27 protein-coding genes are annotated in these 23600 nt (G+C 66.8%); 13 read left to right on the top strand and 14 right to left on the bottom strand.

The features are described 5' to 3' along the window. The first annotated feature begins 84 nt into the window (after window positions 1-84). Complete coding sequence (locus NLI89_RS01135) at window positions 85-2025, top strand: acyltransferase family protein (protein WP_254685314.1); 1941 nt, start codon at window positions 85-87, stop codon at window positions 2023-2025. On the opposite strand, the gene NLI89_RS01130 is transcribed toward NLI89_RS01135, so the two are convergent. Continuing rightward, window positions 2009-3460 (bottom strand): O-antigen ligase family protein, encoded by a 1452-nt coding sequence (locus tag NLI89_RS01130; RefSeq protein WP_254685313.1) that lies wholly within the window; start codon window positions 3458-3460, stop codon window positions 2009-2011. The two genes, NLI89_RS01135 and NLI89_RS01130, sit on opposite strands and share 17 nt — an antisense overlap. Here NLI89_RS01130 and NLI89_RS01125 point away from each other — a divergent pair. Both NLI89_RS01125 and NLI89_RS01120 read left to right on the top strand, forming a co-directional pair. Next, the gene (locus NLI89_RS01125) at window positions 3459-3770 is read left to right on the top strand and encodes a hypothetical protein (protein WP_254685312.1); all 312 of its coding nucleotides are present in this window, start codon (window positions 3459-3461) and stop codon (window positions 3768-3770) included. The genes NLI89_RS01130 and NLI89_RS01125 overlap by 2 nt on opposite strands. 48 nt (window positions 3771-3818) lie before the next feature. Further along, window positions 3819-4319 carry a MucR family transcriptional regulator gene (locus tag NLI89_RS01120; protein ID WP_254685311.1) on the top strand — a complete coding sequence of 167 codons (501 nt, stop codon included), beginning with the start codon at window positions 3819-3821 and terminating at the stop codon, window positions 4317-4319. Window positions 4320-4405: 86 nt separating this feature from the next. Here the strand turns inward: NLI89_RS01120 and NLI89_RS01115 are convergent, their stop codons facing one another. From NLI89_RS01115 to NLI89_RS01055, 13 genes are all read right to left on the bottom strand, one after another. Beyond that, window positions 4406-5311 carry a flagellar motor protein MotB gene (locus NLI89_RS01115; RefSeq protein ID WP_254685310.1) on the bottom strand — a complete coding sequence of 302 codons (906 nt, stop codon included), beginning with the start codon at window positions 5309-5311 and terminating at the stop codon, window positions 4406-4408. A 4-nt stretch (window positions 5312-5315) separates the two neighbouring features. Continuing rightward, complete coding sequence (gene motA / locus NLI89_RS01110; RefSeq protein WP_056061555.1) at window positions 5316-6179, bottom strand: flagellar motor stator protein MotA; 864 nt, start codon at window positions 6177-6179, stop codon at window positions 5316-5318. A gap of 111 nt (window positions 6180-6290) precedes the next feature. Continuing rightward, window positions 6291-7211: a flagellin N-terminal helical domain-containing protein gene (locus tag NLI89_RS01105; protein WP_254685309.1), complete on the bottom strand. Its 921-nt coding sequence runs from the start codon at window positions 7209-7211 to the stop codon at window positions 6291-6293. A 5-nt stretch (window positions 7212-7216) separates the two neighbouring features. Further along, a complete protein-coding gene (flgK, locus tag NLI89_RS01100; RefSeq protein ID WP_254685308.1) occupies window positions 7217-8563 on the bottom strand; it encodes a flagellar hook-associated protein FlgK in 1347 nt (448 codons plus the stop codon). Next, complete coding sequence (locus tag NLI89_RS01095) at window positions 8560-8883, bottom strand: rod-binding protein (protein WP_254685307.1); 324 nt, start codon at window positions 8881-8883, stop codon at window positions 8560-8562. Before NLI89_RS01095 ends, flgK begins: the two co-directional genes overlap by 4 nt. After that, entirely contained in the window at window positions 8880-9974 is a 1095-nt protein-coding gene (locus NLI89_RS01090; RefSeq protein WP_254685306.1) for a flagellar basal body P-ring protein FlgI, read from the bottom strand. Before NLI89_RS01090 ends, NLI89_RS01095 begins: the two co-directional genes overlap by 4 nt. A gap of 131 nt (window positions 9975-10105) precedes the next feature. Further along, a complete protein-coding gene (locus NLI89_RS01085; protein ID WP_254685305.1) occupies window positions 10106-10786 on the bottom strand; it encodes a flagellar basal body L-ring protein FlgH in 681 nt (226 codons plus the stop codon). Then, window positions 10786-11574 (bottom strand): flagellar basal-body rod protein FlgG, encoded by a 789-nt coding sequence (gene flgG, locus NLI89_RS01080; RefSeq protein ID WP_254685304.1) that lies wholly within the window; start codon window positions 11572-11574, stop codon window positions 10786-10788. The genes NLI89_RS01085 and flgG overlap by 1 nt, the downstream gene beginning before the upstream one ends. Before the next feature lie 13 nt (window positions 11575-11587). Then, window positions 11588-12340, bottom strand: a complete 753-nt coding sequence (flgF, locus tag NLI89_RS01075) for a flagellar basal-body rod protein FlgF (protein ID WP_254685303.1) — start codon at window positions 12338-12340, stop codon at window positions 11588-11590. Window positions 12341-12363: 23 nt separating this feature from the next. Next, the gene (locus NLI89_RS01070; protein WP_254685302.1) at window positions 12364-13632 is read right to left on the bottom strand and encodes a flagellar hook protein FlgE; all 1269 of its coding nucleotides are present in this window, start codon (window positions 13630-13632) and stop codon (window positions 12364-12366) included. Between the two features lie 28 nt (window positions 13633-13660). Beyond that, window positions 13661-14341, bottom strand: coding sequence for a flagellar hook assembly protein FlgD (locus tag NLI89_RS01065; protein WP_254685301.1), 681 nt, complete (start codon window positions 14339-14341; stop codon window positions 13661-13663). 2 nt (window positions 14342-14343) lie between these two features. Continuing rightward, window positions 14344-14754: a flagellar basal body rod protein FlgC gene (flgC, locus tag NLI89_RS01060; RefSeq protein ID WP_254685300.1), complete on the bottom strand. Its 411-nt coding sequence runs from the start codon at window positions 14752-14754 to the stop codon at window positions 14344-14346. 1 nt (window position 14755) lies between these two features. Next, window positions 14756-15094 (bottom strand): flagellar basal body rod protein FlgB, encoded by a 339-nt coding sequence (locus NLI89_RS01055; protein WP_368077231.1) that lies wholly within the window; start codon window positions 15092-15094, stop codon window positions 14756-14758. Window positions 15095-15740: 646 nt separating this feature from the next. Between NLI89_RS01055 and NLI89_RS01050 the strand changes: the two genes are divergently transcribed. From NLI89_RS01050 to NLI89_RS01005, 10 genes are all read left to right on the top strand, one after another. Continuing rightward, window positions 15741-16415, top strand: coding sequence for a motility protein A (locus NLI89_RS01050; RefSeq protein ID WP_254685298.1), 675 nt, complete (start codon window positions 15741-15743; stop codon window positions 16413-16415). Continuing rightward, window positions 16412-16933, top strand: coding sequence for a hypothetical protein (locus NLI89_RS01045; RefSeq protein WP_254685297.1), 522 nt, complete (start codon window positions 16412-16414; stop codon window positions 16931-16933). The genes NLI89_RS01050 and NLI89_RS01045 overlap by 4 nt, the downstream gene beginning before the upstream one ends. Then, window positions 16930-17424, top strand: a complete 495-nt coding sequence (locus NLI89_RS01040; protein ID WP_254685296.1) for a flagella basal body P-ring formation protein FlgA — start codon at window positions 16930-16932, stop codon at window positions 17422-17424. The genes NLI89_RS01045 and NLI89_RS01040 overlap by 4 nt, the downstream gene beginning before the upstream one ends. Before the next feature lie 100 nt (window positions 17425-17524). After that, window positions 17525-17824 (top strand): flagellar biosynthesis anti-sigma factor FlgM, encoded by a 300-nt coding sequence (gene flgM, locus NLI89_RS01035; RefSeq protein WP_254685295.1) that lies wholly within the window; start codon window positions 17525-17527, stop codon window positions 17822-17824. Further along, the gene (locus NLI89_RS01030) at window positions 17811-18128 is read left to right on the top strand and encodes a flagellar protein FlgN (protein ID WP_254685294.1); all 318 of its coding nucleotides are present in this window, start codon (window positions 17811-17813) and stop codon (window positions 18126-18128) included. The genes flgM and NLI89_RS01030 overlap by 14 nt, the downstream gene beginning before the upstream one ends. A gap of 211 nt (window positions 18129-18339) precedes the next feature. Next, window positions 18340-19185 (top strand): lytic transglycosylase domain-containing protein, encoded by an 846-nt coding sequence (locus NLI89_RS01025; RefSeq protein ID WP_254685293.1) that lies wholly within the window; start codon window positions 18340-18342, stop codon window positions 19183-19185. Window positions 19186-19188: 3 nt separating this feature from the next. After that, entirely contained in the window at window positions 19189-21249 is a 2061-nt protein-coding gene (flhA, locus tag NLI89_RS01020; RefSeq protein WP_254685292.1) for a flagellar biosynthesis protein FlhA, read from the top strand. Then, entirely contained in the window at window positions 21246-22010 is a 765-nt protein-coding gene (fliA, locus tag NLI89_RS01015) for a FliA/WhiG family RNA polymerase sigma factor (protein ID WP_254685291.1), read from the top strand. The genes flhA and fliA overlap by 4 nt, the downstream gene beginning before the upstream one ends. 75 nt (window positions 22011-22085) lie before the next feature. Next, window positions 22086-22739, top strand: coding sequence for an aspartyl/asparaginyl beta-hydroxylase domain-containing protein (locus NLI89_RS01010; RefSeq protein WP_254685290.1), 654 nt, complete (start codon window positions 22086-22088; stop codon window positions 22737-22739). Then, complete coding sequence (locus NLI89_RS01005; RefSeq protein WP_254685289.1) at window positions 22736-23416, top strand: class I SAM-dependent methyltransferase; 681 nt, start codon at window positions 22736-22738, stop codon at window positions 23414-23416. The genes NLI89_RS01010 and NLI89_RS01005 overlap by 4 nt, the downstream gene beginning before the upstream one ends. The last annotated feature ends 184 nt before the right edge of the window (window positions 23417-23600 follow it).

The raw sequence follows: 23600 nt of genomic DNA, 5'->3' as shown, positions 1-23600 counted from the left end.
GCCCGGCACGCGCGTCCATCGCGGCCCTAGCAGCGTGCCGTCGCGCACTATAGACCGGCGGCGCGAGTGGGGGCGTCGGCACAGGTGAGCGAGAGCATAGCGACAGGATCGGCCGCGACCGCGGGGATGCGAACGCCCGCGCCGCAGGACGGGCGCGCGCTCCGCTATCGGCCGGATATCGACGGGTTGCGGGCGCTGGCGATCCTGCCGATCCTGCTGCTGCATTGCGGCGTGACCCGGCTGCGCGGCGGGTTCGTCGGGGTCGACATCTTCTTCGTGATATCGGGCTTCCTGATCACCGCGATCATGGTGCGCGACATCGCCGAGGCGCGCTTCTCGATCCTGCGCTTCTATCGCCACCGGATCGTCCGCATCCTGCCCGCGCTGCTGGTGATGATGACCGTCATCCTCGCGCTCGGTTGCGTGATCCTGCTGCCCAACCAGTTGCGCGACCTCGGGCGGAGCGCCGCGGCGACCAGCGTGTTCGGGTCGAACGTCTATTTCTACCTGACGTCGGACTATTTCGCGGCGGCGTCCGATGCCAAGCCGCTCGTCCATACTTGGTCGCTGGCGGTCGAGGAGCAATTCTACCTGCTCTACCCTCTACTTCTCTGGTCGCTCCGGGGGCTGTCGCGCCAGCGTCTCGCGCAGGTGATCGCCGGCCTTGCAGTCGCGTCGTTCGCGATCGGCGGGTGGCTGGCGACCGCCTACCCTTCCGCCGCGTTCTTCCTACTGCCCGCGCGCATCTGGGAATTGTCGCTTGGCGCGCTGGTCGCGCTCGGCGCCGTACCGACGATCGAGAACCGCTCGGTCCGGGCGACCCTGTGCATTCTCGCCATCGCAGTGATCGCCGCGAGTTGCGTCGCGATCAGCAGCGGCTGGCCGTTCCCGGTGCCGTTCGCGTTGCCGCCCGCGGTCGCGGCGGCAGTGCTGCTGGCTTACGGTGCGCAAGGCCCAACCGCGCGGCTGCTCGGCGCGTGGCCGCTGCGCACGATCGGACTGATCTCCTATTCGGCCTATCTCTGGCATCGTCCGATCATCGCCTTCTACCAGATCCGCCACGGTTCGACGCTCGCGCCGGTCGAGACGGTCGGGCTGCTCTGCGCGTCGCTCGGCGCGGCATGGCTGAGCTTTGCGCTGGTCGAGCGTCCGGCGAGCCGGCGTTGGCGCAGCGGATCGGGGCTCGTCCCGCATGCCGTCGCGGTCGTGCTGCTCGTGGCGATGGCGATCACCGGGCTGACGATCGCCGCCAGGGCCGACGACATCCGCCCGCTCTCGCCGCGCCAGGCGCTGGCCGCCAGCTATCTCGGCTGGGACTCGACGGACGCCGGCAAACGGCAATTCAGCACGGATCGCTGTTTCGCGCTGCCGACCGGTCGCCCCTTCTCACCCGACTGCCTGCGGTTGTCGGCGACCAAGCCCAATATCGCGCTGCTCGGCGACAGCCATGGCGCGCATTTCTCGCAGGCGCTGCGCACGCTGCTGCCGGGCGCGAACATCGTGCAAGCTACCGCGGCGGGGTGTCGGCCGCTGCTGCATGGGAAGGGCCTGCCGATCTGCCGCACGACCATGGACGCAGCGTTCGGCACGCTGGATTTCGCCAGGATCGATACGGTGGTCCTGTCCGCTCGGTGGCTAGACTTCGAACAACCGGCATTGCTCGACACGATCCGCTGGCTGCGCGCCCACGGAACACGTGTCCTCGTGATCGGACCCTCGGTCGAGTATGATGCGGACCTTCCGGCGTTGATCGTGCGATCAGACGGCGACGGCAACTCGACGCTCGCGGATGGGTTGCGACTTATGGACCGTATCGCGCTCGACCGCGCGATGGCGGGGCCGGTCCGCGCGGCCGGCGCCGATTACGCGTCCGCCATCGAAACCGAGTGCACGGGCAAGACCTGCCGCCTGACCACCGCAGACGGCACACCGCTACACTTCGATCATTCGCACTTCACGCCGGCCGGCGCGCGAGACACGCTGGCAGTGATCCTGGCACATCACCCGGTCATTCGCCGGCCATAAGCACCGGCCGATGCTTGCGCTTGCGCTTGCGCAGTTCGCGCATCACGTCGTCGCCCGCCTGCTTCGACGGATCGACCCGCTTCTCGTCCATCGTGCAGTAATGCGCAAAGGCGACCGCGAAGAAGAAGATCGTGCTGACGATGCCGTCGCGCTCGAACAGGCCGCTCTCGGTGATGTTGTGCCCGATGCAGAACATCAGCATCGCCGAGATCAGCGCACCCCGCCCCCTCGCCACCTCCTCGCTCGCGAGCAGCTTGGCGAGCGGCCAGACCGCCATCGCGAAGACCATCAGCAGGACGCCGGGGATACCGACCGTCACGAGCTGATCGATATAGCCCGAATGGCCGACCGTGATCTTGGTGACATAGCCCTGGCCATATTCGAAGATCGGGCTGCCCGATTCGATGTTCCAGAACGACCCGAACCCGGCGCCGAGCAACGGGTGGTCGCCGGAGTATTTCAACAACGCCGCCCAGATCTGGCCGCGTCCCGTAAATGCCTTCGGTTCCAGGAAATTGGACTGGACCATGCCCGCATAGGCGCTGGTCAGGAACCAGACGGCCGATCCGACGACCATCAGGATCGGGATCAGGTATCGGCGCAGGCGGATGCTGACGAGTTCGAAGATCATCCCGCCGAGCGACGCGAGCACGACCATCCCCGCCGACGTCTTCGACTGCGACTTGAACAGGAAATACCCGGCCACCAGGATCGCGACGATGCGGATCGTCGGCGGTATCCGTTTCGCATCGAACAGGAACATGATGATGCACAACGCGCACACCGCGCCGGCAAAGTTCTTGTGCCCCAGGAACCCGCGCCAATTGCCGATCAGCGCGGTCGCCATGCCGTCCTCGCTCATCAGATGCATGCCGACCATCGGATCCAGCACCACGACCACGTACGAGATCAGCACCGACGCCAGCAAGGAATAGCGCAGGATTTCGACGTTCAGCTGGTAGCCGCCGTTTCGCACCACGGCGAACACCATCCACGCGACCAAGGTCGTCAGCAGGACGCGGCGAAACGCGGTGCCGGGATCGATCGCCCAGCTCAGGCTGATCCAGCACCACGCCAGCGCCAGCAGCATCGGCCACGAGAAGGCGAGCAGCGAGCGCGGCGTGGCCGTCGGCCGGATCGCGTAGACGGTGAGCGCCAGGATCGCGAGATACCCGATCTGTCGTACGACGCTGCCCTCGCCAGCCTCGCCGCCCTCGACATTGGTCATCAACGGACCGAGCATGACGAGGCTGATCAGCGCGAGGATGGCGATGCGCAGCGGCATCAGCCGGTCGCCGTCCCCCTGCGATACCGGCGATGCGATCGATCCACTGCTGCGCCGGGCGACGCCCTTGCCGCGCTCGATCAGCCAGTCGCTCCCCGAATAGGCGGGTCGTCCGGACCGTCTTTTCGCGCTGTCGGGGCTTGAAACCATGCGGAGGATTCTCTCGATAGAACAGGTCGCTGTCGCCGACACGGCGGACGATGCGCGCACGATCGTCGACAGCATTTCTACCGGTCGCGATCTCGGGCGTCCAGCGGCGCGCGACCATGGCGTCGTCTTCGCGCCGGACAAGCACTTTGCCATCGATCCGTGGACACGACTTGTACTGTGTCGCGTACCCGGTTTGTTCGACCGACTCTACTTAACCCAAAGCAGTCAAAATGAACGCATCTCGCCAACTCGGAGCTTCCAATGTCGATTTTTACAACTTATTGAGGCTTTTGGCCCGGTGAATGGTTGAACCCGATGTCGCACGCCGTTACGGCGTCCGCAGACAATGGAGTGCTATATGGCCGAAGATACCACCGACCTGAATGCGGTCGAACTCGCAACCGAGCTGACGATTGCTTGGCTGGGGAACCCGAATACGCGCAGCTCGGCCGATGACGTCCCTGCCTTTCTCGGCAAGATGCATGAGACCGTGTCCGCGTTGCTGGGCACGTCGAGCGAACCAGTCGCCGCCGAAACTGCGACGGAATACACGCCTGCCGTAACGGCACGTAAATCGCTGGCGTCGAAGGATCACATCATCTCGATGATCGACGGCAAGTCGTACAAGACCTTGCGTCGTCACCTTGCGACGCACGGCATGACTCCCGCCGAGTATCGCGAACGCTATGGCCTGAAGCCCGATTACCCGATGGTCGCCGAGAATTACTCGGAAAGCCGTCGCGCGATGGCGAAGAAGATCGGCCTCGGACGCAAGCCCGGCCCGCGCAAGACCGATTCGGCGCCGGCCCAGCCCGCTGCACGCAAGCGCAAGACGGACATCGCCGCCGCCGCCGAATAAGCGACGCAGCCAATGCCGGCCAAAAGGACCGGCGCCGCGAGGCACCGGTCCTTTTTTGTTGCTCGTACCGTGGGAACGCGGCGGCGTTACTTGGCGAAGATCCCACGCCTGTAGAGCAACGTGATCGCCACCCGCCGGTTTCGCGGGTCGGCAGGGTCTTTCACGATCAGCGGTTCGCGGTCGGCGACGCCTTCGATCCGCTCGAACCGCTCCTCGGGCGTGCCACCCGACAACAGGCGCCGTCGCGTCGCCTCGGCGCGCCCCGAAGACAGCATCCAGTTGTTCATCGCGCGCGGATCGCCATACGGCACGCTGTCGGTATGGCCGCGGATCATGATCGGGTTCTGCATGCCCTGCACCGACCCCGCGATCATCCCGATCAACGCGGATGCTTCCGGGTCGAGCGCAGTGGTGCCGAGCGCGAACATCGAATAATCCGCGTCGTCGACCAGATCGATACGCATCCCGTCCTGGGTCGGCACGAAGCGGACGTGGCTTGCGAGGCGCGAGAGCTTGGCGTTGCCCGCGATCTCGCCGAGCACGCGCCGACGCAATACCTGGAAATTCTTCCGGTCTTCCTTGGTCAGCGCATCGCGGCTCTTCAGCGAACCCTTCGGCCCCGTCCCCGCCGACGGCCCACCAAGCCCGGCATCGGGGATCGCCAGTTGCGCCATGCTGGTCTGGCCCGGCTTCGGCCCGATGCGGTTCTTGTCGAGGATCGATTCGCCCCCGAACAGCCCGCCGCCGCCGATCCCGAGCGAGCGCGTGTTGAGGATGGTCGGCGCGAAGTAATCGGCGATGCCCTTGCGTTGTTTCTCGGTGGTCGCGCCGACGATCCACAGCAGCAGGAAGAACGCCATCATCGCGGTCACGAAATCGGCGTACGCGACTTTCCACGCGCCACCGTGATGGCCGCCATGCCCCTCGATATAGATCTTCTTGACGATGACCTTGGGCGGCTGGTTCGTCCCGTGAGGCGCGCGCGCGGCCACGACGTTACTTGCCCCTCAGCCCGTCGAAGACTTCGGCGAAGCCCGGCTGGTTCTTGTGCGCGATCCCTGAGCGCGCGGCCTCGATCACCAGCGGCTGCGGATGGCCGTGCAGCGAGGCGATGATGATCTGCTTCACCACGTCGTAGATCGACGCATCGGCATCGAGCACCTGCTTCAACCGGTTCGCGAGCGGCGCGACGATGCCGTACGCCAGCAGCACGCCCATGAACGTGCCGACCAGCGCCGAGCCGATCATCGCCCCCAGGATCGACGGCGGCTTGTCGATCGAGCCCATCGTCTTCACCACGCCGAGCACGGCGGCGACGATGCCGAGCGCGGGGAGTGCGTCGGCGAGGCTGGCGAGCGTGCCGTGCGCAGCCTCCTCCTCGTGATGATGCGTCTTGATCGAGTGATCCATCACCTCCTCGACCGCATGCACGTCGAGCGTCCCCGACGACACCACGACGAGGCGCAGCGTATCGGCGATCAGGTTGACGAGCGCCTTGTCCTTGAGAAGCTTCGGGTATTCCGCGAACACCGCGGAGGACTGCGGATCCTCGACATGCGGCTCGAGCGCGATCGGCCCGTCCATCCGCAGCATCTTCATCAGCTTGCTGACGAGGAAGATGACGTCGAGATAATCCTGCTTCTTGTACTTCGGGCCCTTGAAGACCTTGCCGAGTCCGGCACCGAGGCCCTTCAGCTCCTTGCCCGAATTGCCGATGATCAGCGCGCCGGCGGCGGCACCGCCGATGATCAGCATCTCGTGCGGGATGGCCTCCATGACGGGGCCGAGCGCGCCGCCGGTGAAGGCGAATCCGCCAAACACCATGACGAGCAGGACGACGATGCCGATGACCGGAAACATGGTGTTCGAAATTCCCCCAGGGCCGATGGCGGCACTTGCGTCGCCACAGAATTAACCGCCTTTGGTAGCCAACCGGTTACCAGGACGCCGTCGCACGCGATTAAATTCGGATCAGCGCAGATAATCGAACAGCGACAGCGCCGAGAGCTTCGAGAAGCTCGCCTGCGTCGCCGACAGGATCGTCATCGTCTTCTGCAACTCGACCACCGTCGTAGTGATGTCGGTATCCTCAAGCCCCGACCGGGTCGCCTCGCGGTCGGCCGCGACATCGGTCAGCCGCGACGTCTCCAGGTCGACGCGGGCAGCACGCGCCCCGAGCGAGGCCTGTACCGTCGATACCTGATCGGACGCGGCGGTAATGTCCGCTAGCGACGTATCGAGCGAACTCGCCTTGAAATCGTCCGACTGCAGCGCGGTCGCGATCGCCGAGAGCATGGCGAGCGTGTTGGTACCGCCCTCGATGCTGCCATCGGGCTTGACCTTGCCGCCGACAGTGAAGATGCGCGCCGCGGTCTCGTTCGCCTGGATGCTCTGGCCGTCGCCGATCGGGATGCCCGAGACCGGTTTCGACGCGAGCGCATAGGTTCCGTCGGTCGCGACCGCAGGGGCGCCGTCGGCACCCCCGAACAGCGCCTGCCCCCGCACGTCCTTGCCATTGGCGAGGTTGGCCAGCGTCGCGACGATCCCGGCGATCTGTTCGCCGATGGCCTTGCGGTTGGCCGCGTTCAGCGTGCCGGTCTTCGCCTGCGTCACCAGCTCGGTCGCGGACTGCAACTGGTCGGTGATCGCGGTGAGGCTGGTATCGCCCTGCTTCAGTACCGATTCGGCGGTGCCGAGATTGGCGGCATAGACCGTGTCGTTGGTGGTATCCCGCTTCAAGCCCGCCAGCCGCTGATACGCGGCGCTGTCCGACGACGGCGCGGTCAGCCTGGTCCCGGTCGAAATCTGGTTCTGCAACGCCTCCGTCTTCGCGCTGAGCGAGTTCATCGACGTCGATGAGCGATCGTAGAAGAGGCTGGTGGCGATCTGCATGCGCGTTACCGTAGATCGAGGATGGTCTGGAGCGTGTCGCGCGCGGTCTGGATCACGCGGCTCGATGCCTGATAGGCCTGCTGAAAGCGGAGCAGGTCGACCGCCTCGCTATCGAGATCGACACCCGACGCGGACGCGAGCGCACCGACCGCACCGTCGCGGATCGCGACCTGCGCATCGGCGACCACCTTGCGCTGTTCGAGCGCGGCGGCGTTGCCGGCGATCAGCGTCGTGGTGCGTGTCTCGAAGCCGCCGCTGGTGCGTGCTCCGTGCAAAGCGGAGAGATTGGACGCATCGCGCTTGCCGCCGGTCACGCTCGCGGCGGCGATCCTGCGGCCATCGACGAGTGCGACGGAAATGTCGGTCGGCGTGTCGCCGGTTGCGAACAGCGCGGTGCCCGCATTGCCGTCGAGGTCCCGGCCTTGCGCCTGGACTGCGTTGACCTGCGTCGTGAAGTCGGTGGCGATCGCGTTGAGCGACCCGCGCGCCGCGGCGATCCGCTGCGCGCCTTCCGCGAAACCGGCGAGCGCGCCGCCGGTCGGCGACAGCGCGGACGTGACGTTGCCGCGCGTGACCGCGAACTGCACCGCGCCCTCGTCGTTGCGCGCATAGGACGCCTGCGCGCTCTCGCCGCCGGCAACGAAGACCGAGCCCGCCGCGCCGCCGAGCCGCACGGTCGTCCGCCCGAGATCGTCGAACGACGTGGTGATGTCGGTGATCGTGCTCATCTGTTCGAGCATCTGGTCGCGCTGGTCGGCGAGTTGCGCCGCGGTCGACGATCCCGGCGCGGTGCGCGCGATGCCGTCGTTGATCTTGGCAAGCGCGGTGCCGAGCGCATTGAGCGACTGTACCGCCTGCGATGCGGTCGAATCGAGATCGGCGGCCGCGGTATCGAGCGCCTGCCCGGTCGCGGCAAACGCCGCCGCGGCCGTCCCGGCGGATTCGAGCATTACCGACCGCGCCGGTTCCGAGGTCGGATCGGCGGCGAGTTTCTGCGCCGAAGTAAAGAAGCTGGTGAGCCGGTCGCCGAGCTGGTTGTCGCCCAGCGCCGTCTCGATCCGGTTCATCCAGGTCACGCCGGTCTCGGTCTTGGCGAGATCGGTGCCCGCCGAGCGGACCGCCTGCGACCGGTATGCGTCGGCGCTGCGACCGGTACCCGTAACCGTGACGCCGCTGCTGCTGACCGAGGTCCGCGCGTTCAGCCCGCCGCCGACCGACGACACTTCGGCAAGCGTCGTCGTCCGCCTTGTATAGCCCGCATTGCCGGTGTTCGCGATGTTCTCCGACACCGTGGACAGCGCGGTCTGGTACGCGCGCACGCCCGAGGCGCCGATCGAAAGGAGATCGCTCATGGCGGCGAGTCTGCGCCGGTCTGGTTAAGATCGGATTGAGACTTGGCGAGAAAGTCCGTCATCGCCTTGCCGATGCCGAGCGGCGTGTGCTCCGCCATAGACTTCGCGATCAGCCCGTCCTGCATATCGGTGAAGGTGTCGATTGCCTTCGAATCGAACAGCGGATCGCTGAGCTTCGCCTGGCGCATGCTCTTCAGCATCATGCCAGTGAAGACCGCCTCGAACTTCTCGCCCGCCTTGTCGAGATTGTCCTTCGACTTGAGGCGGCTCGTATCGGTCGAGATGCCGGTCGTCGGGGCGGGTGCGGAAAGCGGGCTCACAGGACGATCAACTCGGCCTTGAGCGCGCCGGCTTCCTTCAGCGCCTCGAGGATCGCGACCAGATCGGCCGGCGATGCGCCGATTGCGTTGACCGCCTTGACGATGTCGGCGAGCTTCGGGCCTGGGTTCAGCAGGAACATCGGGCGACGCTCCTCCTCGACCGCGACGCGGCTGTTCGGGACGATCGCGGTCTGGCCCTGGCTGAACGGCGCGGGCTGGCTGACCTGTGGCTTCTCGTCGATCCGCACCGTCATCTTGCCGTGCGTGATCGCCGCAGGCCCCACGCGGACCGCCGAGTTGATGACGACGGTGCCGGTGCGCGCGTTGACGATCACCTTGGCGGAGGGCTCGGCGGAGACGACGTCGAGATTCTCGATCGTCGACATGAGCGTGGCGCGGACGTCGGCACCGAATGGTGCGCGCACCGCGACGGAGACCGCGTCGATCGCCTGCGCACTGCCGAAGCCGAGCTTCGAGTTGATCGCGCCAGCGACGTTCTGCGCAGTCGTGAAATCGGCGCGTGCGAGGTTGAAGGTGAGCGTCGGCGCGCTGTCGAACCCGGTCGCGACCGCGCGTTCGACGGTGGCGCCCTCGGGGATACGCCCGGTCGAGGGCACGTTGACGACGATCTTGGACCCGTCCGCGCCTTCCGCGCCGAGCCCGCCAACCGCGAGGTTGCCCTGCGCCATCGCGTAGATCTGGTTATCGGCACCGAGCAGCGGGGTCATGATCAGGCTGCCGCCGCGGAGGCTCTTCGCCTTCCCCATCGATGCGACGGTGATGTCGAGCCGCTGGCCCGGCTTGGCGAACGGCGGCAGTTCGGCGGTGATCATCACGACCGCCGCGTTCTTCATGCCGGGGTTCGCGGACGGCGGCAGCTGGAGCCCGAAGCGCGATGCGACCGCCTTCAGCGACTGGACGGTGTATTCGAGATTGTCGTCGCCGGTGCCGGGGAGGCCCACGACGATGCCATAGCCGGTCAGCTGGTTCGAGCGGATACCCTGGAACCCGCCCAGGTCCTTGATCCGGTCGGCCGAGGCTGGCGCGGCGATGAGGCAACCGGCGAGGATAGCGAAGAGAAAGCGGATCATGGGAAACCTCAAGCCGGAACGCGTGCCCTCACCCTTCGCCGCCTTCGGCGTCTCTCCCTCTCCCCTTGGGGGAGAGGGAAGGGGCCCGGCCGGCGCTTGCCGGGTGGGAAGGGTGAGGGCACGCCGGATCATCAAAACGGGCTGACGACGGAGAAGAAGCGGCTGAGCCACCCCTGGCGGCCGGCGCGGGCGACGTCGCCCTTGCCGGTGTACGAAATCTGCGCGTCGGCGACCCGGGTCGACTGCACGCGGTTGTTGGCGTCGACGTCGGCGGTGCGGACCAGGCCCTTGATCTTCAGGAACTCGTCGCCGCGGTTGAGCGTCACGCGCTTCTGGCCCTGCACCAGCATCGTGCCGTTCGGATAGACAGCGGCGACCGTGACGCTGACCTCACCCGACAGCGAGTTGGCTTGGTCCGCCGCGCCGGTGCCGTTGAAGGTCCGCCCGCCGCTGAGCGTCGCGTCGCTCTTGTTGAACAGGTTGAGGAAGCCCGTGGTCGGTGGCGTGATGCTGCCCGAGCCGTTGCTGTCGAGCTTCGAGCCCGACGACTTCGACGCGGCTGTGCGCTCGACCAGCACGATCGTCAGCGGATCGCCGACCTTCCGCGCCCGCCAGCCTTCGTACAGCGCGGCATAGCCGTCCTGCGCCTGGAAGATCGAACCGGTCGCGACGACCGGGACCGGCTGGACCGGCAGAGGCCGCGCGACCGAGAAATCCTCGGGCGGCGCCTTCTTGCCGAACAGGCTGGCGTCTGCCGACGGCGCAGCGAGGATCGCGGCGAGCGCGGCAAGCGATGTTGAGACGGTGCGCATCACAGGTTCTGGTTGACGTATTTGAGCATGTCGTCGGTCGCCGAGATCATCTTCGAATTGACCTCGTACGCGCGCTGAGTCTCGATCATGTCGACCAGTTCCTCGACGACGTTGACGTTCGACGCCTCGAGCATGCCCTGCTTGATCCCGCCGCGACCGTCCTGCCCAGCGACGCCGACGTTCGCCGCGCCGCTCGCTGCGGTCTCGACCAGGTAATTGTCGCCGGTCGCCTGGAGCCCTGCCCCGTTCGGAAAGCTCGCGACCTGGATCTGGCCGATCTGCGACGCCTCGGTCTGGCCGGGGACCATCGCCGAGACGGTGCCGTCGCGGCCGATCGTGATCCCCGTCGTCCCCTCGGGCACGGTGATGCCGGGCTGCACCTGATAGCCTTCGCTAGTGACCAGCAGGCCTTCGGCGGAGCGCGAGAAATTGCCGGCGCGGGTGTAGCCGAGCGTGCCGCCGGGCATCTGCACCTGGAAATAGCCGTCGCCGTCGAGCGCGAGGTCGAGGCTGTTGCCGGTCGTCTGCATCGCGCCCTGCGTATCCATCCGCGCAGTGCCCTGGATGCGGACGCCGGTGCCGAGGTTGAGCCCGGTCGCGTATTTCGTCTCGGCGGTGCTCTGCGTGCCGGGCGTCGTGACGGTCTGATAGGCGAGCGTCTCGAACGCGGCGCGGTCCTTCTTGAAACCCGTCGTGTTCACGTTGGCGAGATTGTTCGAGATGACGCGCATGCGCATGTCCTGGGCGTCGAGCCCGGTGCGCGCGATATGCATGGCTGCGGATGACATTCGTCTGTTCCTTCTAGCTCGGCAGGCGCATCAGCGATGCACCGCTTTCGTCGATTTCCTTGGCGGATTTCATCATGTTGGCCTGGACTTCGTAGCTGCGCTGGTTCTCGATCATGTCGACCAGCGCCTGCGTCATGTTGACGTTCGATCCCTCGATCGCGCCGCCCTGAACCTTCGCGTCCATGTCCTCGGGCAGCGCCCCGCCGCCGCGCACGCGCAGCAGATTGTCGAGGCCCTTCACGGTATCCGACCCCTTGGTGTCGGCGAGCTTGAGCTTGTCGATCACCTGCGGCGCATTCGCGTCGCCACCCTGCGGCACGATCGAGATCGTCCCGTCGGCGGCGATCGTCAGCGACTGGTAGGGCGGCAGAGTGATCGGCCCCCCCGAGCCGATCACCGGATGCCCGTCGCCGGTCTGCAGCACCCCCGATGGCGCCACCTCCAGGTCACCGCGGCGGGTGTACGCCTCCGAGCCATCCGACGCCTGCACCGCGAGCCACGCGGTCGTGCCGGTGATCGCGACGTCGAGCGGACGCCCGGTCAGCTGGATCGCGCCCGGCGAACGATCGGCGTCGGTCACCTCTTCCGAAGTCGGCGCGCGTGCCTCGATCGTGCTGCCGTCGCCCTTCAGGTTGAGCCGGTCGAACACCACGCGATCGGCGCGGAATCCCGTCGTCGACGCGTTCGCCATGTTGTTGGCGATCGCCGCCTGCGCCGCCATGTGCGCGCGCAGGCCCGTCGCCGCGGTGTAGACCAGCTTGTCCATTCAGAATCCCCTGCCGCTAGTGCTTAGCTGCGGATGTTGAAGATGGTTTCGGAGATCTGGTTGGCGGTATCCAGGGCCTTCGAATTCGCCTGGAAATTGCGCTGTGCCGCGATCAGGTTGACCAGCTCCTCGGTGATGTCGACGTTCGACCCCTCGATCGTCCCCGACATCAGCTTGCCGAAGCCGTTGGTGTCCGCCGAGCCCAGCGTCGCCGAGCCGGAGATGCCGGTCGACTGCCAATAGCTGCTGCCGAGCTGGCGCAGGCCTTCGGGGTTGGAGAAGTTGGCGAGCATCACCTGCCCGAGCGCCTGGGTGTCGCCGTTCGAGAAGCTCGCCATGACGACGCCCTTTTCGTCGACCGTCACGCCCTGGATCTGGCCGACCGCCTTGCCGTCCTGCGTGCGCGAGGCGACGCTGAACGCGCCCGACAACTGCGTCGTGCCCGTGCCGAAGGTGAAGTCGATCTGCTGCGGCGCGGTCGAGTTGGCGGTGGTGAACTCGTCGTATTTGATCGTCCCCGCGGGGGCGGTCATCTTGCCCGTGCCGTCGAACGTCATCGTCGTGCCGGCGGTACCACCCGACGTAAGCTCCTTGTCGCCGACGAAGCTGTGGACTTCCCAGCCGCTGTCGGCGTTACCCGTCGTCGGGGCGGACACGCGCTTGAAATAGTTGGTCAGCGTCATCGCGTTGCCCGACGCGTCGTAGACGGTGGTCTGGGCGGACTGGTTGTAGCTCGACGGATCGAACCGGTCGAACGTCGTGGTCGTCGGGATCGCCGAGTTGGAATTGAGGTTGAGCGTCATCCCGACCGTCTTGGTCGGCAGCGGTACGCCGCTCGTCTCGGGCAAGCGGAGGCTGAGTGCGGCATCGACGCCGGTCGCGACCACCGTGCCCGAGCCGTCGACCGGGAACACCTGCAGGTGCGAGCCCTGCGCATCGACCACATAGCGGTTGGCGTCGACCAGGAAGCCGCCGTTGCGCGTGTAGTTCACGGTCGCCGATTCCGCGTTCGGCTTGACCGCGAAAAAGCCGTCGCCGGACACCGCGAGGTCGAGGCTGTTCGACGACTGGATCAAATTCCCCTGCGAGAATTGCTGGCGGTTGGCCTTCACGACCGTACCGGAGCCGACCTGCTGCGACGGTGCCTGCGACACGCTCGACGCGATCACGTCGGCGAATTCGGTGCGGCTCTTCTTGAAGCCGTTGGTCGCGACGTTGGCGAGATTGTGCGAGATCGTCGACATCTCGGTCTGAGACGCCTGCAGCCCGGAGAGCGAAGTATAGAAGGACATGGCGATTTAGCTCCTGGAAAGTCTGGGTTCAGCCGATCTGGCGGACGGCGGTGGCGGGGACTTCGCCGATGCCGGGAAGCGTGAGGATGGCGGCGCCGGTGGTGGTCGACACCGACTGGACGGGCGCCCAGACCAGGCCGGTCGCGCCGACCGTGGTGCCGTCGTTCTGCGCTGCGACCGCGACCGTGAACGGCCCGCTGCCGGCATCAGCACCGGCGGCATCCCTGCCGTCCCAGTCATAGCCGATCGTGCCCTTGGCCTGCTTGCCGAGCGACATGGTCTTCAGCACCGCGCCGTTCGCGTCGCTGATCGTGACGTTGACGTCGGTCGCGGCGCCGGCCAGTTCGACCGACCCGGCGATGCCGCCGCCCGCGCGACCGTAAGCGGTGCTACCCTCGGTCAGGACGGTCTTGCCGACATAACCCATCGCTTCACTGGTGCTGGTGACGCCCAGCTTGTCGGCGATCGCCTTCATCGTCGAGTTCATCTCGGAGATGCCCGACGTGGTCGAGATCTGCGCCATCTGCGCGACCATCTGGGTGTTGTCGACCGGGTTGAACGGATCCTGGTTCTGCATTTGCGCGGTCATCAGCTTCAGGAAATCGGACTGGCCTAGCGTGCTGGACGACTTGGTGGTGGTCGCCGCCGCGGCGGTCGACGTGCGCGTGATGCCGAGGTTGGACAGCGTGGTATCGAAGGAGGATGCCATGATCAGCGGCCTAGCTTGAGGGTATCGATGATGAGCGACTTGGCCGTGTTCATCACTTCGATGTTGTTCTGGTAGCTGCGGGCGGTTTCCATCATGTCGACCATCTCGCGGGTTTCATCGACCGCCGCCTCGAAGATGTTGCCATCCTTGTCAGCCATCGGATTGTCGGGATCGTAGCGCTTGGTCGGCGCGTCGCCCGCGGTAACGACGCGCTCGACGTCGACCGTGGACATGCCGCTGGCGGCGTCGAAGCTGGTGCGGAACACGGGCTTCATGGTCTTGTACGCGGCCTCGGCGGATCCGGCGGTGCCGCCGGCATTGGCGAGGTTCGACGCGGTCGTGTTCATCCGGACGAGCTGCGCGGACATCGCGCGGCCGGCGACCTGGAAGATCGTCATGGGCTGGTTCGACATCCTATTCCCCCTTCAAGGCGCGCGTAATCTGGCCGATCCGCCCGTTCAGGAACGACAGCGTCGTCTGATACTGGACGGCGTTCTCGGCGAACGCGGTCTGCTCCTGGCTCAGCTCGACGGTGTTGCCGTCCATCGAGGTCTGCGTCGGGATGCGGTATTTCGTGGCCGCATTGGTGCCGCCATCATTCTCGACCGACGCGAGCGCCGCCTGGAAATCGATGTCGCGCGCCTTGAAGCCGGGCGTCGACGCGTTGGCGATGTTCGACGCCAGCACACCCATGCGCTGCGAGCGCACCTCGAGTGCCGCCCCATGAACTCCGAAAAGCGTGTCGCCTGACACAGACCTGTCTCCTGGCGCACCGATTGCGCAACCGGACATAAGCAATGGCCGTGCCAGTTTTGGCGATCAGGGTGGCGGATGGTGGTTTGCCGGGTCGCGGCAAGGGGGCGGCAAGGCGAACGGCAAGCGGTTGCCGGTGTTGCAGGGTTGGCCGGCAAGGCGGTTGCCGTATGATGCGATGGCTTAATTGAAAGCGGCAAACCGAACTGCCAGCCCGCACGACCACTATGTTTCCCCGCGAAGGCGGGGACCCAGACTGGGCTCCCGCCTTCGCGGGAGAACAAGGAGCGGAGTGCTGTCGCTGGCAATCTCCACCACCCCGGCGAAGGCCGGGGCCCAATTGGGGGACGTCGCTCACTGAGCGCGCGCGTCGTTACTGCGACCTCTCCAATTGGGCCCCGGCCTTCGCCGGGGTGGAGCGCCGGGGTGGTGCTGAATGGCCCAAACACTACCCTTCTTCCCCCCTCCCTCGTGAAGGGAGGGGCCGGGGGTGGGTGGGCCGCTTGGCGAATTCCGGAGACAGCAACGAACCCACCCACCCCTAGCCCCTCCCTTCACGAGGGAGGGGAACAGAAGACCAGGGCCCCAACATCACGCAGGACCGCGCCCTCCCAATCCGGCACACCCCTTGCATCACCCCACGCACATGATCACGCTCGCCCAACTCCTCGACCCCGCAGCGTTCGCCATCGTCGGTGGCGGCACGGTGCTGGCGGTCGTCCTCCGCACCCCTTTCCGCGATCTCGGTCGCGCGCTCGCCGCCGTCACGACGCTCGCCCGCGGACGGTTCGATGCCGACCCGTTGCTCCAGCAGATCACCGCGCTCGCCCGCATCGCCAAGCGTCACGGCGTGATGGCACTCGATCGCTCGGTCATCACCGACAGGGACGTCGCCGCGGGCATCGCCGCGATCGTCGACGGCGCCTCGGCCACCGACGTCGCGACGCTCGTTCAGCACCGCCGTCGCGCCCGCATAGAGCGCCACGTCGCCGCCGCCGACGTCTGGGCCGGCGCGGCAGAGGTCGCGCCGGCGATGGGCATGGTCGGCACGCTGATCGGCCTCGCGCAGATGTTCGCGACGATGAGCGATCCCGGCGCGATCGGCGGCGCGATGGCGGTGGCACTGCTCGCCACGCTGTACGGCGCACTATTCGCCAACCTGCTCTTCATGCCGATCGCCAACCGCCTGCGCGCGCAGGGCCGCAACGAGGCGTTCGAACGCGCCCGGATCGAAGCGCCGCTCGTGGCGCTCGCCGAACGCGAGACGCCGCGCGGGTATGTGACACCCCATCCAGGTCCAAGCCTGGCCACCGTCGCGTGAACGCCAGCGAATACCCCGACTCGCCGACCGGCAAGCCGCTCTGGCTGATCACGCTCGCCGACCTCGCGCTGTTGCTGGTCGGCTTTCTCGTGCTCCTGCAGGCGACGCAGCACATCGGCGGCAAGGATTTGGCAAAGGGTATCCGCGAAGGCTTCGGTGCGAACGATGCGGAGCCGGCGCCGATGCCCGTCGCCGCCGCCGGCATCCTCGATTTCGCGCCCGGCTCGGCGATCCTGCCGACCACGCCCGGCGCGCTGGTCGCCTGGGCGCGCGAGGCCGCGCGTGATCCCCGCGTGATGTTCACCGTCACCGGCTCGACCGACGGCACGCCCGCCGATATCGACCGCGTGACCGGCAGCGCCGCGATCCTCGCCGCCGACCGCGCGCGCGCCGTCGCCGCCGCGCTCGCCGCGGTCGCACCGGCTCGGGTCGCGATCGTCACCGCCACCAAGCCCGGCCGCCGCGCCGCCATCGTCTCCGTCGCCTTTGTCGGCGAACCGCTTAGGACAACCCCATGATCCTCCCGCTCCTGCTCGTCGCCGCCAGCTTCCAGGATACCGCCGCGCTCGATCGCTCGGTCGCCGCCTTTACCGGCCGCCCGACCGGCGCCGAGGGTGGCGCGCGTACGCCGGTCGACGCGCGACTGCGCCTCGCGACCTGTCCGACGGTGTCGCTGTCGTGGCGCACCGAGCAGCATGATGCGGTCGTCATATCCTGCGCCGGCCCCGCGTGGCGGATCTTCGTGCCGGTCATCCGGCCGGCGAACGCCCCCGCCGCGATCGCCGCGTCGTTCGTTCCCGCCGCCAAGGTCGCCCCGGTCATCAAGCGCGGCGATCCGATCGTGATCGAGGCCGGCACCGAGGGATTCTCGATCAGCCGCGAGGGCGTCGCGATGGGCGACGCAGCCCCCGGCGGCCGCTTTATGGTCAAGGTCGACGACACCCGCACGCCGGTCCAGGCGATCGCGGTCGACGCCGGCCGCGCGACGCTTCCCGGCTGGTCGAACTGAGCCCGGTCGAACTAAATTCCGACCAACAGATTAATTTGCCTAAAGCTTTTGTCGGTGCGGCCGTTTCTCCTGATGTCAGCGCAAACCAGAGGATGCGGACATGGTGGACTCGATCGGCGCGAAGCCGTCAGTAGCAGGAGATCGCTCCGTCGCGCGCATCGCCGCCGCGACGCCGACGACGGTCGTTCAGACGCCGGTACAGACGGCAACGCAAGCTGCGCCACAACCGAAGTCGATCGCGCTCGCCAAGTCGATGGCATCCGCCCCGCCGGTCAATGCCTCGCGCGTCGCCGAGATCAAGAAGGCGATCGCCAGCGGCAATTTCCCGATCCTTCCCGCGACCATCGCCGATCGGCTGATGGCGCTTCGCCTGGACTGGACTTCGAATGACAAGGCGTGATGCCCTGATCCGCGTGATCGACGCGCTCCATGCCGAGATCGCCGCGCTGAAATCGAACGACGTCGCCAGCCTGGAGCGTGCGACGGCGGACAAGCTCGCCGGTATCGAACAGATCGCGGTGCTGGGTACCGGCCCCGCGGGCACCGAGATCCGCGAGCTGGCCGACGAGGCCAACCGGCTCAACGAGACCTGCCGGATCTATACCAATCTGATGGCGGCAAATGTCCGCCGCCGCCTGCAAACCCTGACCGGCGACGGCGCCGTTGCCGGCTATCGGCCGGGCCTGAGGGCGGCGTACGCCTGACTTCTGCGCCCCTCCCTGAAAGGGAGGGGTTGGGGGTGGGTCGGCTTCCCCAAGCTTCGAACCGTCGAGGCACAAGCCGGCCGACCCACCCCCTGCCCCTCCCTTCCAGGGAGGGGAGCACGTTGTGGACCGGGGCGATTGCAGCCTGCACTTACAAAACTGGCACGCCCCTTGCTGAGACCCCCCTGAACCAGGGGCACCGCACACGGGCATGACCGTCAATCCTATCACTACCGGCCGGATCCAGTCCGCGATCGCGCTTGCGAGCAGCAAGACGGGCGTGGATTTCGACTATCTGCTGGGCCAGGCGAAGCTCGAGAGCGGGCTCAACGCCAATGCCAAGGCCGGCACGTCGAGCGCATCCGGCCTCTACCAGTTCATCGAACAGAGCTGGCTCTCCGTCGTCAAGAAGCACGGCGCCGAGCACGGCATGGCCTGGGCTGCGAACAGCATCGGCCAGTCGTCGAGCGGGCGTCTCTCGGTCGGCGATGCCGGCACCAAGGCCGCAATCCTCGCACTGCGCAACGATCCCAACGCCGCCTCGCTGATGGCCGCGGAATATGCGTCGGACAACAAGGCCTCGCTCGAAGCCACGCTGAACCGCCCGGCGTCGGGCACCGATCTCTACATGGCGCATTTCATGGGGCTCGGCGGCGCGACCAAGTTCCTGAAGACGATGCAGGCCAACCCGCAGGCGAGCGGCGCCGCGCTGTTCCCCGCCGCCGCGCGCGCCAACCACAACGTCTTCTACGATTCGAACAACCAGCCGCGCACGCTGTCCGCGATCTACGACCGCTTCGCCGACAAGCTCGGCGGTGCCGCCGCCGGCGCTAGCGCGACCGCAACGTCCACCAGCTACGCGTCACAGGCGCTCGACATGGACGGCAGCACGGTCATCACCGGCAGCAACGAAAGCGCCGACGACGCGCTCGCCTGGGCCACAACGGCGATGGGCAAGTTCACCGGTCGGACGACGCAGGCCGCTGCCAGCATCCTGCGCCCGACCCCCGAGACCGCACGGCTCGCGTACATGATGCTCGCACGGCTGGGCGGCTAAGCGATGAACCGCATCCTTTCCAACGCTCGCGCGTCTGTGCTGCCGCTCGCGATCCTGCTGCTCGTGCTCGTCATGGTCGTGCCGATCCCGGCGTTCATGCTCGACATCTTCTTCGTGGCGAACATCGCGATCAGCCTCGCCGTGCTGATGGTCGCGCTCAACGCACAGAAGCCACTCGACTTCTCCGCCTTTCCGACCGTGCTGCTGTTCGCCACGTTGTTCCGCCTCGGCCTCAACGTCGCCTCGACGCGCATCGTGCTGGTCCACGGCCACGAGGGCGAGAGCGCCGCGGGCCATGTCATCGAGGCGTTCGGGACGTTCCTGATCGGCGGCGATTATGTCGTCGGCATCTTCGTCTTCGCGATCCTGATGATCATCAACATGATCGTCGTGACCAAGGGCGCGGGTCGCGTGTCCGAAGTCAGCGCGCGCTTCACGCTCGACGCACTGCCCGGCAAGCAGATGGCGATCGACGCCGACCTGAACGCCGGCCTGATCACCCCGGACGAGGCCAAGGCCCGCCGCGTCGAAGTCTCGACCGAAGCCGATTTCTACGGTTCGATGGACGGCTCGTCGAAATTCGTGAAGGGCGATGCGGTCGCGGCGATGCTGATCCTCGCCGCCAACATCATCGGCGGCCTGATCCTGGGGCCCGTCAGCCACGGCATGACGATCGCCGACGCCGCGCATAACTACATCCTGCTCGCGATCGGCGACGCGCTCGTCGCGCAGTTGCCGTCGCTGATGCTGTCCATCGCCGCCGCCTCGATCGTCACGCGCGTCACCTCCGACAAGGATCTCGCTGGCCAGATCGGCGGCCAGTTCGGGTCGCCCCGCACCTGGACTCCGGTCGCGGTCATCCTCGCCCTCCTCGGCATCTTGCCTGGCATGCCGCACATGGTGATCCTTTCCGCGGCCGCGATCGCCGGGTTCGCCGCGTGGAAACTGCGCCAGATCGAACTGCGCCCCGCCCCCGTCGTCATCGTGCCGGTCGAGACGATCGACCAGTCGAGGATCGGCTGGGACGAGGTCACCGACGGGATGCAGGTCAATCTCGACATTGGTTACGGACTGGTCCCCCTTGCCGACGAGCGGCGCGGGTCGCCGCTGATGGGCCGGATTACCGGTGTGCGTCGGCAGCTGTCGAAGGAACTCGGGTTCGTCGTGCCGCAGGTCCGCGTGCGCGACGACATCAACCTCGCGCCGTACGTCTATCGCATCCTCGTCAACGGCGTCGTCGTCGGCGAGGACACCGTGTCGCCCGACGAGATGCTCGCGCTCGATACGGGCCAGGCGTTCGGCGACCTGTTCGGCAAGAAGGTCAAGGATCCGACCTTCGGCCTCGACGCGACCTGGGTCGATGCGAGCGACGCCGATGCCGCGACGGGGGCCGGCTATCTCGTGGTCGATCCCGGTACCGTGATGGCGACGCACCTCAACCACCTGCTCGGCCAGAACGCGGCCGAGCTGCTCGGCCAGGACGAGGTGCAGGCGCTGCTCGACGGCCTCAAGGAGCGCGCCGCGCAGTTGGTGGCCGCGCTCGCGCCGCTGCCGATCACGACGCTGACGCAGGTCCTGAAAGGTCTGCTCGCGGAGAACGTGCCGCTCAAGGAATTCCGGCGCATCGCAGGGGCCATCGCGGTCGCGGCGCAGCGCACGCAGGATGCCGAGGAGATAATCGAGACGATCCGTCCCGAGCTCGGCGCGCTCATCATCCAGAAACTGTGCGGCGTGCGCGAACCGCTGCGCGTCATGACGTTGGAGGGTCAATTGGAAGGTCTGCTCGGCCAGGCGATGCGCGCCGATCAATCGCGCCGCCACGTCATCGAACCCGATCTCGGCCGCCGCATCGTCGAGGCGCTGCAACGCGCCGCCGAGCCGCTGATCGCCGAGGCGAAACCGTTCGCGCTGGTCGTCCAGCCGGCCATCCGCATCGCCATCCGCAAGCTGGTGAAGACCTGCCTGCCCGATACGCCGGTGATGTCGTTCTTCGAGGTGCCGGAGGAAAAGGCCGTCGAAGTCGTCGCCGTCATCGGCGCCTCGCAACAGGCGCTGGCCGCATGAGCGCCCTCCCGATGCGCGGTGCCTTCGCAGACTCGCAGCCATTCACCGGCCAGCCCCTCACCTACCGCCCGCACCAACGCCCCGGCGGCGACGCGGACCAGCTCGTCAAACAGCATCTGCCGCTGGTCCGCCGGATCGCCTGGCACGTGCATGGCAGCATGAGCAGCAGCGTCGAGGTCGAGGATTTGATCCAGGTCGGCCTGGTCGCACTGGTCGAGGCCGCCGCGAATTTCGACGAGCGCGGCATGCCGTTCAAGACCTACCTGATCACGCGTTTGCGCGGCAGCATGATCGACGAACTCCGCCGCCAGGCCACGAGCACGCGCGGCGCAATGCGTCGCCGTCGCCAATACGCAGACGCGATCTCGACGCTGACCGCCCGCACCGGCAAAGCCCCGGGAGAAGACATGATCGCAGAGCATATCGGCGTCACGATCGAGAAACTCCGCACCGACTACGTCACCGCCGACTCAATCCGCTTCGATTCGATCGACGAGATGTATGCGGACGATCTCCCCTGGTTCGCCGACGACACGCCCGACGCGTTCGAGCAGCTCGCCGACAGCGACATGCGCGAAGCCCTGATCAAGGCGATCACCGCACTCCCCGAACGCGAGGCACAAGTGATCCAGCTATACTACGTAGAGGAACTCAACCTCGAGGAAATCGGCGAAGTCTTCGGCGTCGGCTCCGCACGCGTTTGCCAGATAAAGGCGTCCGCCCACGCCAAGTTGAAGAAGGCGCTCGCCCGCCAGCATTGATCCGGCCACTGCGCGATCAGCCGTTTACCGCGGCGTAATTCAGCCTATGCTCCCCTCTACAGGGAGCGGGACCGGATGAACCTCGACACGTCGTTGATCGAGCTTGGGCGCGTCGATATCGTTGCGCTAAGGACCGCGGTGCTGTCGCTGGACGCCGATGCCTGGAGCTTGGACAAGGCGGACCGGGTGGCGCTCGCCGGCGACCGGCCGGGTGCCGCGATATTCCTGTATAACGACACGCCCGCGACGTTCGACCGCTGCACGCTGGACGAGGCGCGCACGAGCGGGATCGTCAACGTCCTGCGCAACATGCGGCATCCGATTTTCGACATCGTCGACCGCCTGATCGAAACCGCGATCCGTCCGACCTACCCGCATTGCGACACCCTGCGCGTGCAGATCGCCGACCTGCCACCGAGCGCCGCGATCGGGCGACACCGCGACGACGGCATCCTGGCCGCGATCCACCGCCTGCACGTGCCGATCGTCACAAATGCCGACGTCGTGTTCGAGATAGACGACGCGCCGTACACGCTGGCCGAGGGCATAATGTACGAGCTCAACAACATCGCCCCGCACGCCGTCCGCAATACAGGCACGCAACGCCGCATCCACCTGCTGGTCGACATGCTGCCGAACGCAATCGGGCGATGCGCGTATCACGACGATCGCCGGGCGATGGCCGTCGCCGTCATCCGCACGCGCATCGCCTGCGCACCGCGATCATGACGGAATCGGCCTATGACGACCCGTCGGAAATCGATCGGCAGACTCTCGCCGGCCGGCACCGCGCCGTCATAGGCGGGGCATGGGAGGAGATCGGCCGTCTCCAGCTGGAGTTCCTGATCGCCCGCGGACTGGCGGCGCATCACGTCCTGCTCGACATCGGCTGCGGCCCGCTGCGCGCCGGCGTTAGGATCATCCCCTATCTCGATCCCGGCAACTATTGGGGCATCGACAAGAACGAGACGCTGCTGCGGATCGGCTATGACCTGGAGCTGCGCCGCTGCGGGGTGCAGGATCGCCAGCCGCGCGACCAACTGCTGTGCCTTGCCGATTTCGCGTTCGACCGGATCGACGCGCGGTTCGATGTCGCCATCGCGCACTCGCTGTTCACGCACCTGTCGCTCAACCGTATCCGCCGATGCCTCGCGCGGCTGGCGCCATCGTTGAGGACCGATGCGCGGCTGTACGCGACGATCTTCGAGGTCGAACCGGGCCAGGATCGCGAGGCGGCGATCGTACACCCGCCCGAGGGCGTCGTGAGCCACAGCGACCGCGCATTTTACCATTACGACCGCCGCGACCTTGGCTTTGTCGTTGAGGATCTGCCGCTGACGGTCGAGCATATCGGCGACTGGGGCCACCCGCGCGGCCAGCACATGGTCGCGTTCCGGAAACTTTGATCCGCGCGAGCACGCCGCGGTCCAGAACCGGAAAACCCCGATGGCGTGAGCCACCGGGGTTCCATACCGCCTCACAGATGTACCGAAAGGCGGGTCCGACCGGGCACCGTCACCCTGCGGGGGGCGGTGCCGGTGCCGGTCCGGATCAGCCGAGCAGCTTCAGCACGCTCTGCTGGCTCTGGTT

Origin of the sequence: Sphingomonas faeni (assembly GCF_024273235.1) — a bacterium.
Lineage (GTDB): Bacteria > Pseudomonadota > Alphaproteobacteria > Sphingomonadales > Sphingomonadaceae > Sphingomonas > Sphingomonas faeni_A.
Note: the sequence above shows the minus strand (reverse complement) of the source record. Positions and strands in the feature narration are given on the sequence as shown.

What these genes read in the sequence shown, in the direction of transcription:
- NLI89_RS01050 (WP_254685298.1), top strand. Translation starts at nt 15,741, where the DNA reads ATGATCACGCTCGCCCAACTCCTCGACCCCGCAGCGTTCGCCATCGTC.
- NLI89_RS01030 (WP_254685294.1), top strand. Translation starts at nt 17,811, where the DNA reads ATGACAAGGCGTGATGCCCTGATCCGCGTGATCGACGCGCTCCATGCC.
- NLI89_RS01090 (WP_254685306.1), bottom strand. Translation starts at nt 9,974, where the DNA reads ATGATCCGCTTTCTCTTCGCTATCCTCGCCGGTTGCCTCATCGCCGCG.
- flgG (WP_254685304.1), bottom strand. Translation starts at nt 11,574, where the DNA reads ATGTCATCCGCAGCCATGCATATCGCGCGCACCGGGCTCGACGCCCAG.
- motA (WP_056061555.1), bottom strand. Translation starts at nt 6,179, where the DNA reads ATGTTTCCGGTCATCGGCATCGTCGTCCTGCTCGTCATGGTGTTTGGC.
- NLI89_RS01040 (WP_254685296.1), top strand. Translation starts at nt 16,930, where the DNA reads ATGATCCTCCCGCTCCTGCTCGTCGCCGCCAGCTTCCAGGATACCGCC.
- NLI89_RS01105 (WP_254685309.1), bottom strand. Translation starts at nt 7,211, where the DNA reads ATGCAGATCGCCACCAGCCTCTTCTACGATCGCTCATCGACGTCGATG.
- NLI89_RS01010 (WP_254685290.1), top strand. Translation starts at nt 22,086, where the DNA reads ATGAACCTCGACACGTCGTTGATCGAGCTTGGGCGCGTCGATATCGTT.
- flgC (WP_254685300.1), bottom strand. Translation starts at nt 14,754, where the DNA reads ATGTCGAACCAGCCCATGACGATCTTCCAGGTCGCCGGCCGCGCGATG.
- NLI89_RS01125 (WP_254685312.1), top strand. Translation starts at nt 3,459, where the DNA reads ATGCGGAGGATTCTCTCGATAGAACAGGTCGCTGTCGCCGACACGGCG.
- NLI89_RS01085 (WP_254685305.1), bottom strand. Translation starts at nt 10,786, where the DNA reads ATGCGCACCGTCTCAACATCGCTTGCCGCGCTCGCCGCGATCCTCGCT.
- flgF (WP_254685303.1), bottom strand. Translation starts at nt 12,340, where the DNA reads ATGGACAAGCTGGTCTACACCGCGGCGACGGGCCTGCGCGCGCACATG.
- flgK (WP_254685308.1), bottom strand. Translation starts at nt 8,563, where the DNA reads ATGAGCGATCTCCTTTCGATCGGCGCCTCGGGCGTGCGCGCGTACCAG.
- NLI89_RS01025 (WP_254685293.1), top strand. Translation starts at nt 18,340, where the DNA reads ATGACCGTCAATCCTATCACTACCGGCCGGATCCAGTCCGCGATCGCG.
- flhA (WP_254685292.1), top strand. Translation starts at nt 19,189, where the DNA reads ATGAACCGCATCCTTTCCAACGCTCGCGCGTCTGTGCTGCCGCTCGCG.
- flgM (WP_254685295.1), top strand. Translation starts at nt 17,525, where the DNA reads ATGGTGGACTCGATCGGCGCGAAGCCGTCAGTAGCAGGAGATCGCTCC.
- NLI89_RS01130 (WP_254685313.1), bottom strand. Translation starts at nt 3,460, where the DNA reads ATGGTTTCAAGCCCCGACAGCGCGAAAAGACGGTCCGGACGACCCGCC.
- NLI89_RS01070 (WP_254685302.1), bottom strand. Translation starts at nt 13,632, where the DNA reads ATGTCCTTCTATACTTCGCTCTCCGGGCTGCAGGCGTCTCAGACCGAG.
- fliA (WP_254685291.1), top strand. Translation starts at nt 21,246, where the DNA reads ATGAGCGCCCTCCCGATGCGCGGTGCCTTCGCAGACTCGCAGCCATTC.
- NLI89_RS01065 (WP_254685301.1), bottom strand. Translation starts at nt 14,341, where the DNA reads ATGGCATCCTCCTTCGATACCACGCTGTCCAACCTCGGCATCACGCGC.
- NLI89_RS01120 (WP_254685311.1), top strand. Translation starts at nt 3,819, where the DNA reads ATGGCCGAAGATACCACCGACCTGAATGCGGTCGAACTCGCAACCGAG.
- NLI89_RS01005 (WP_254685289.1), top strand. Translation starts at nt 22,736, where the DNA reads ATGACGGAATCGGCCTATGACGACCCGTCGGAAATCGATCGGCAGACT.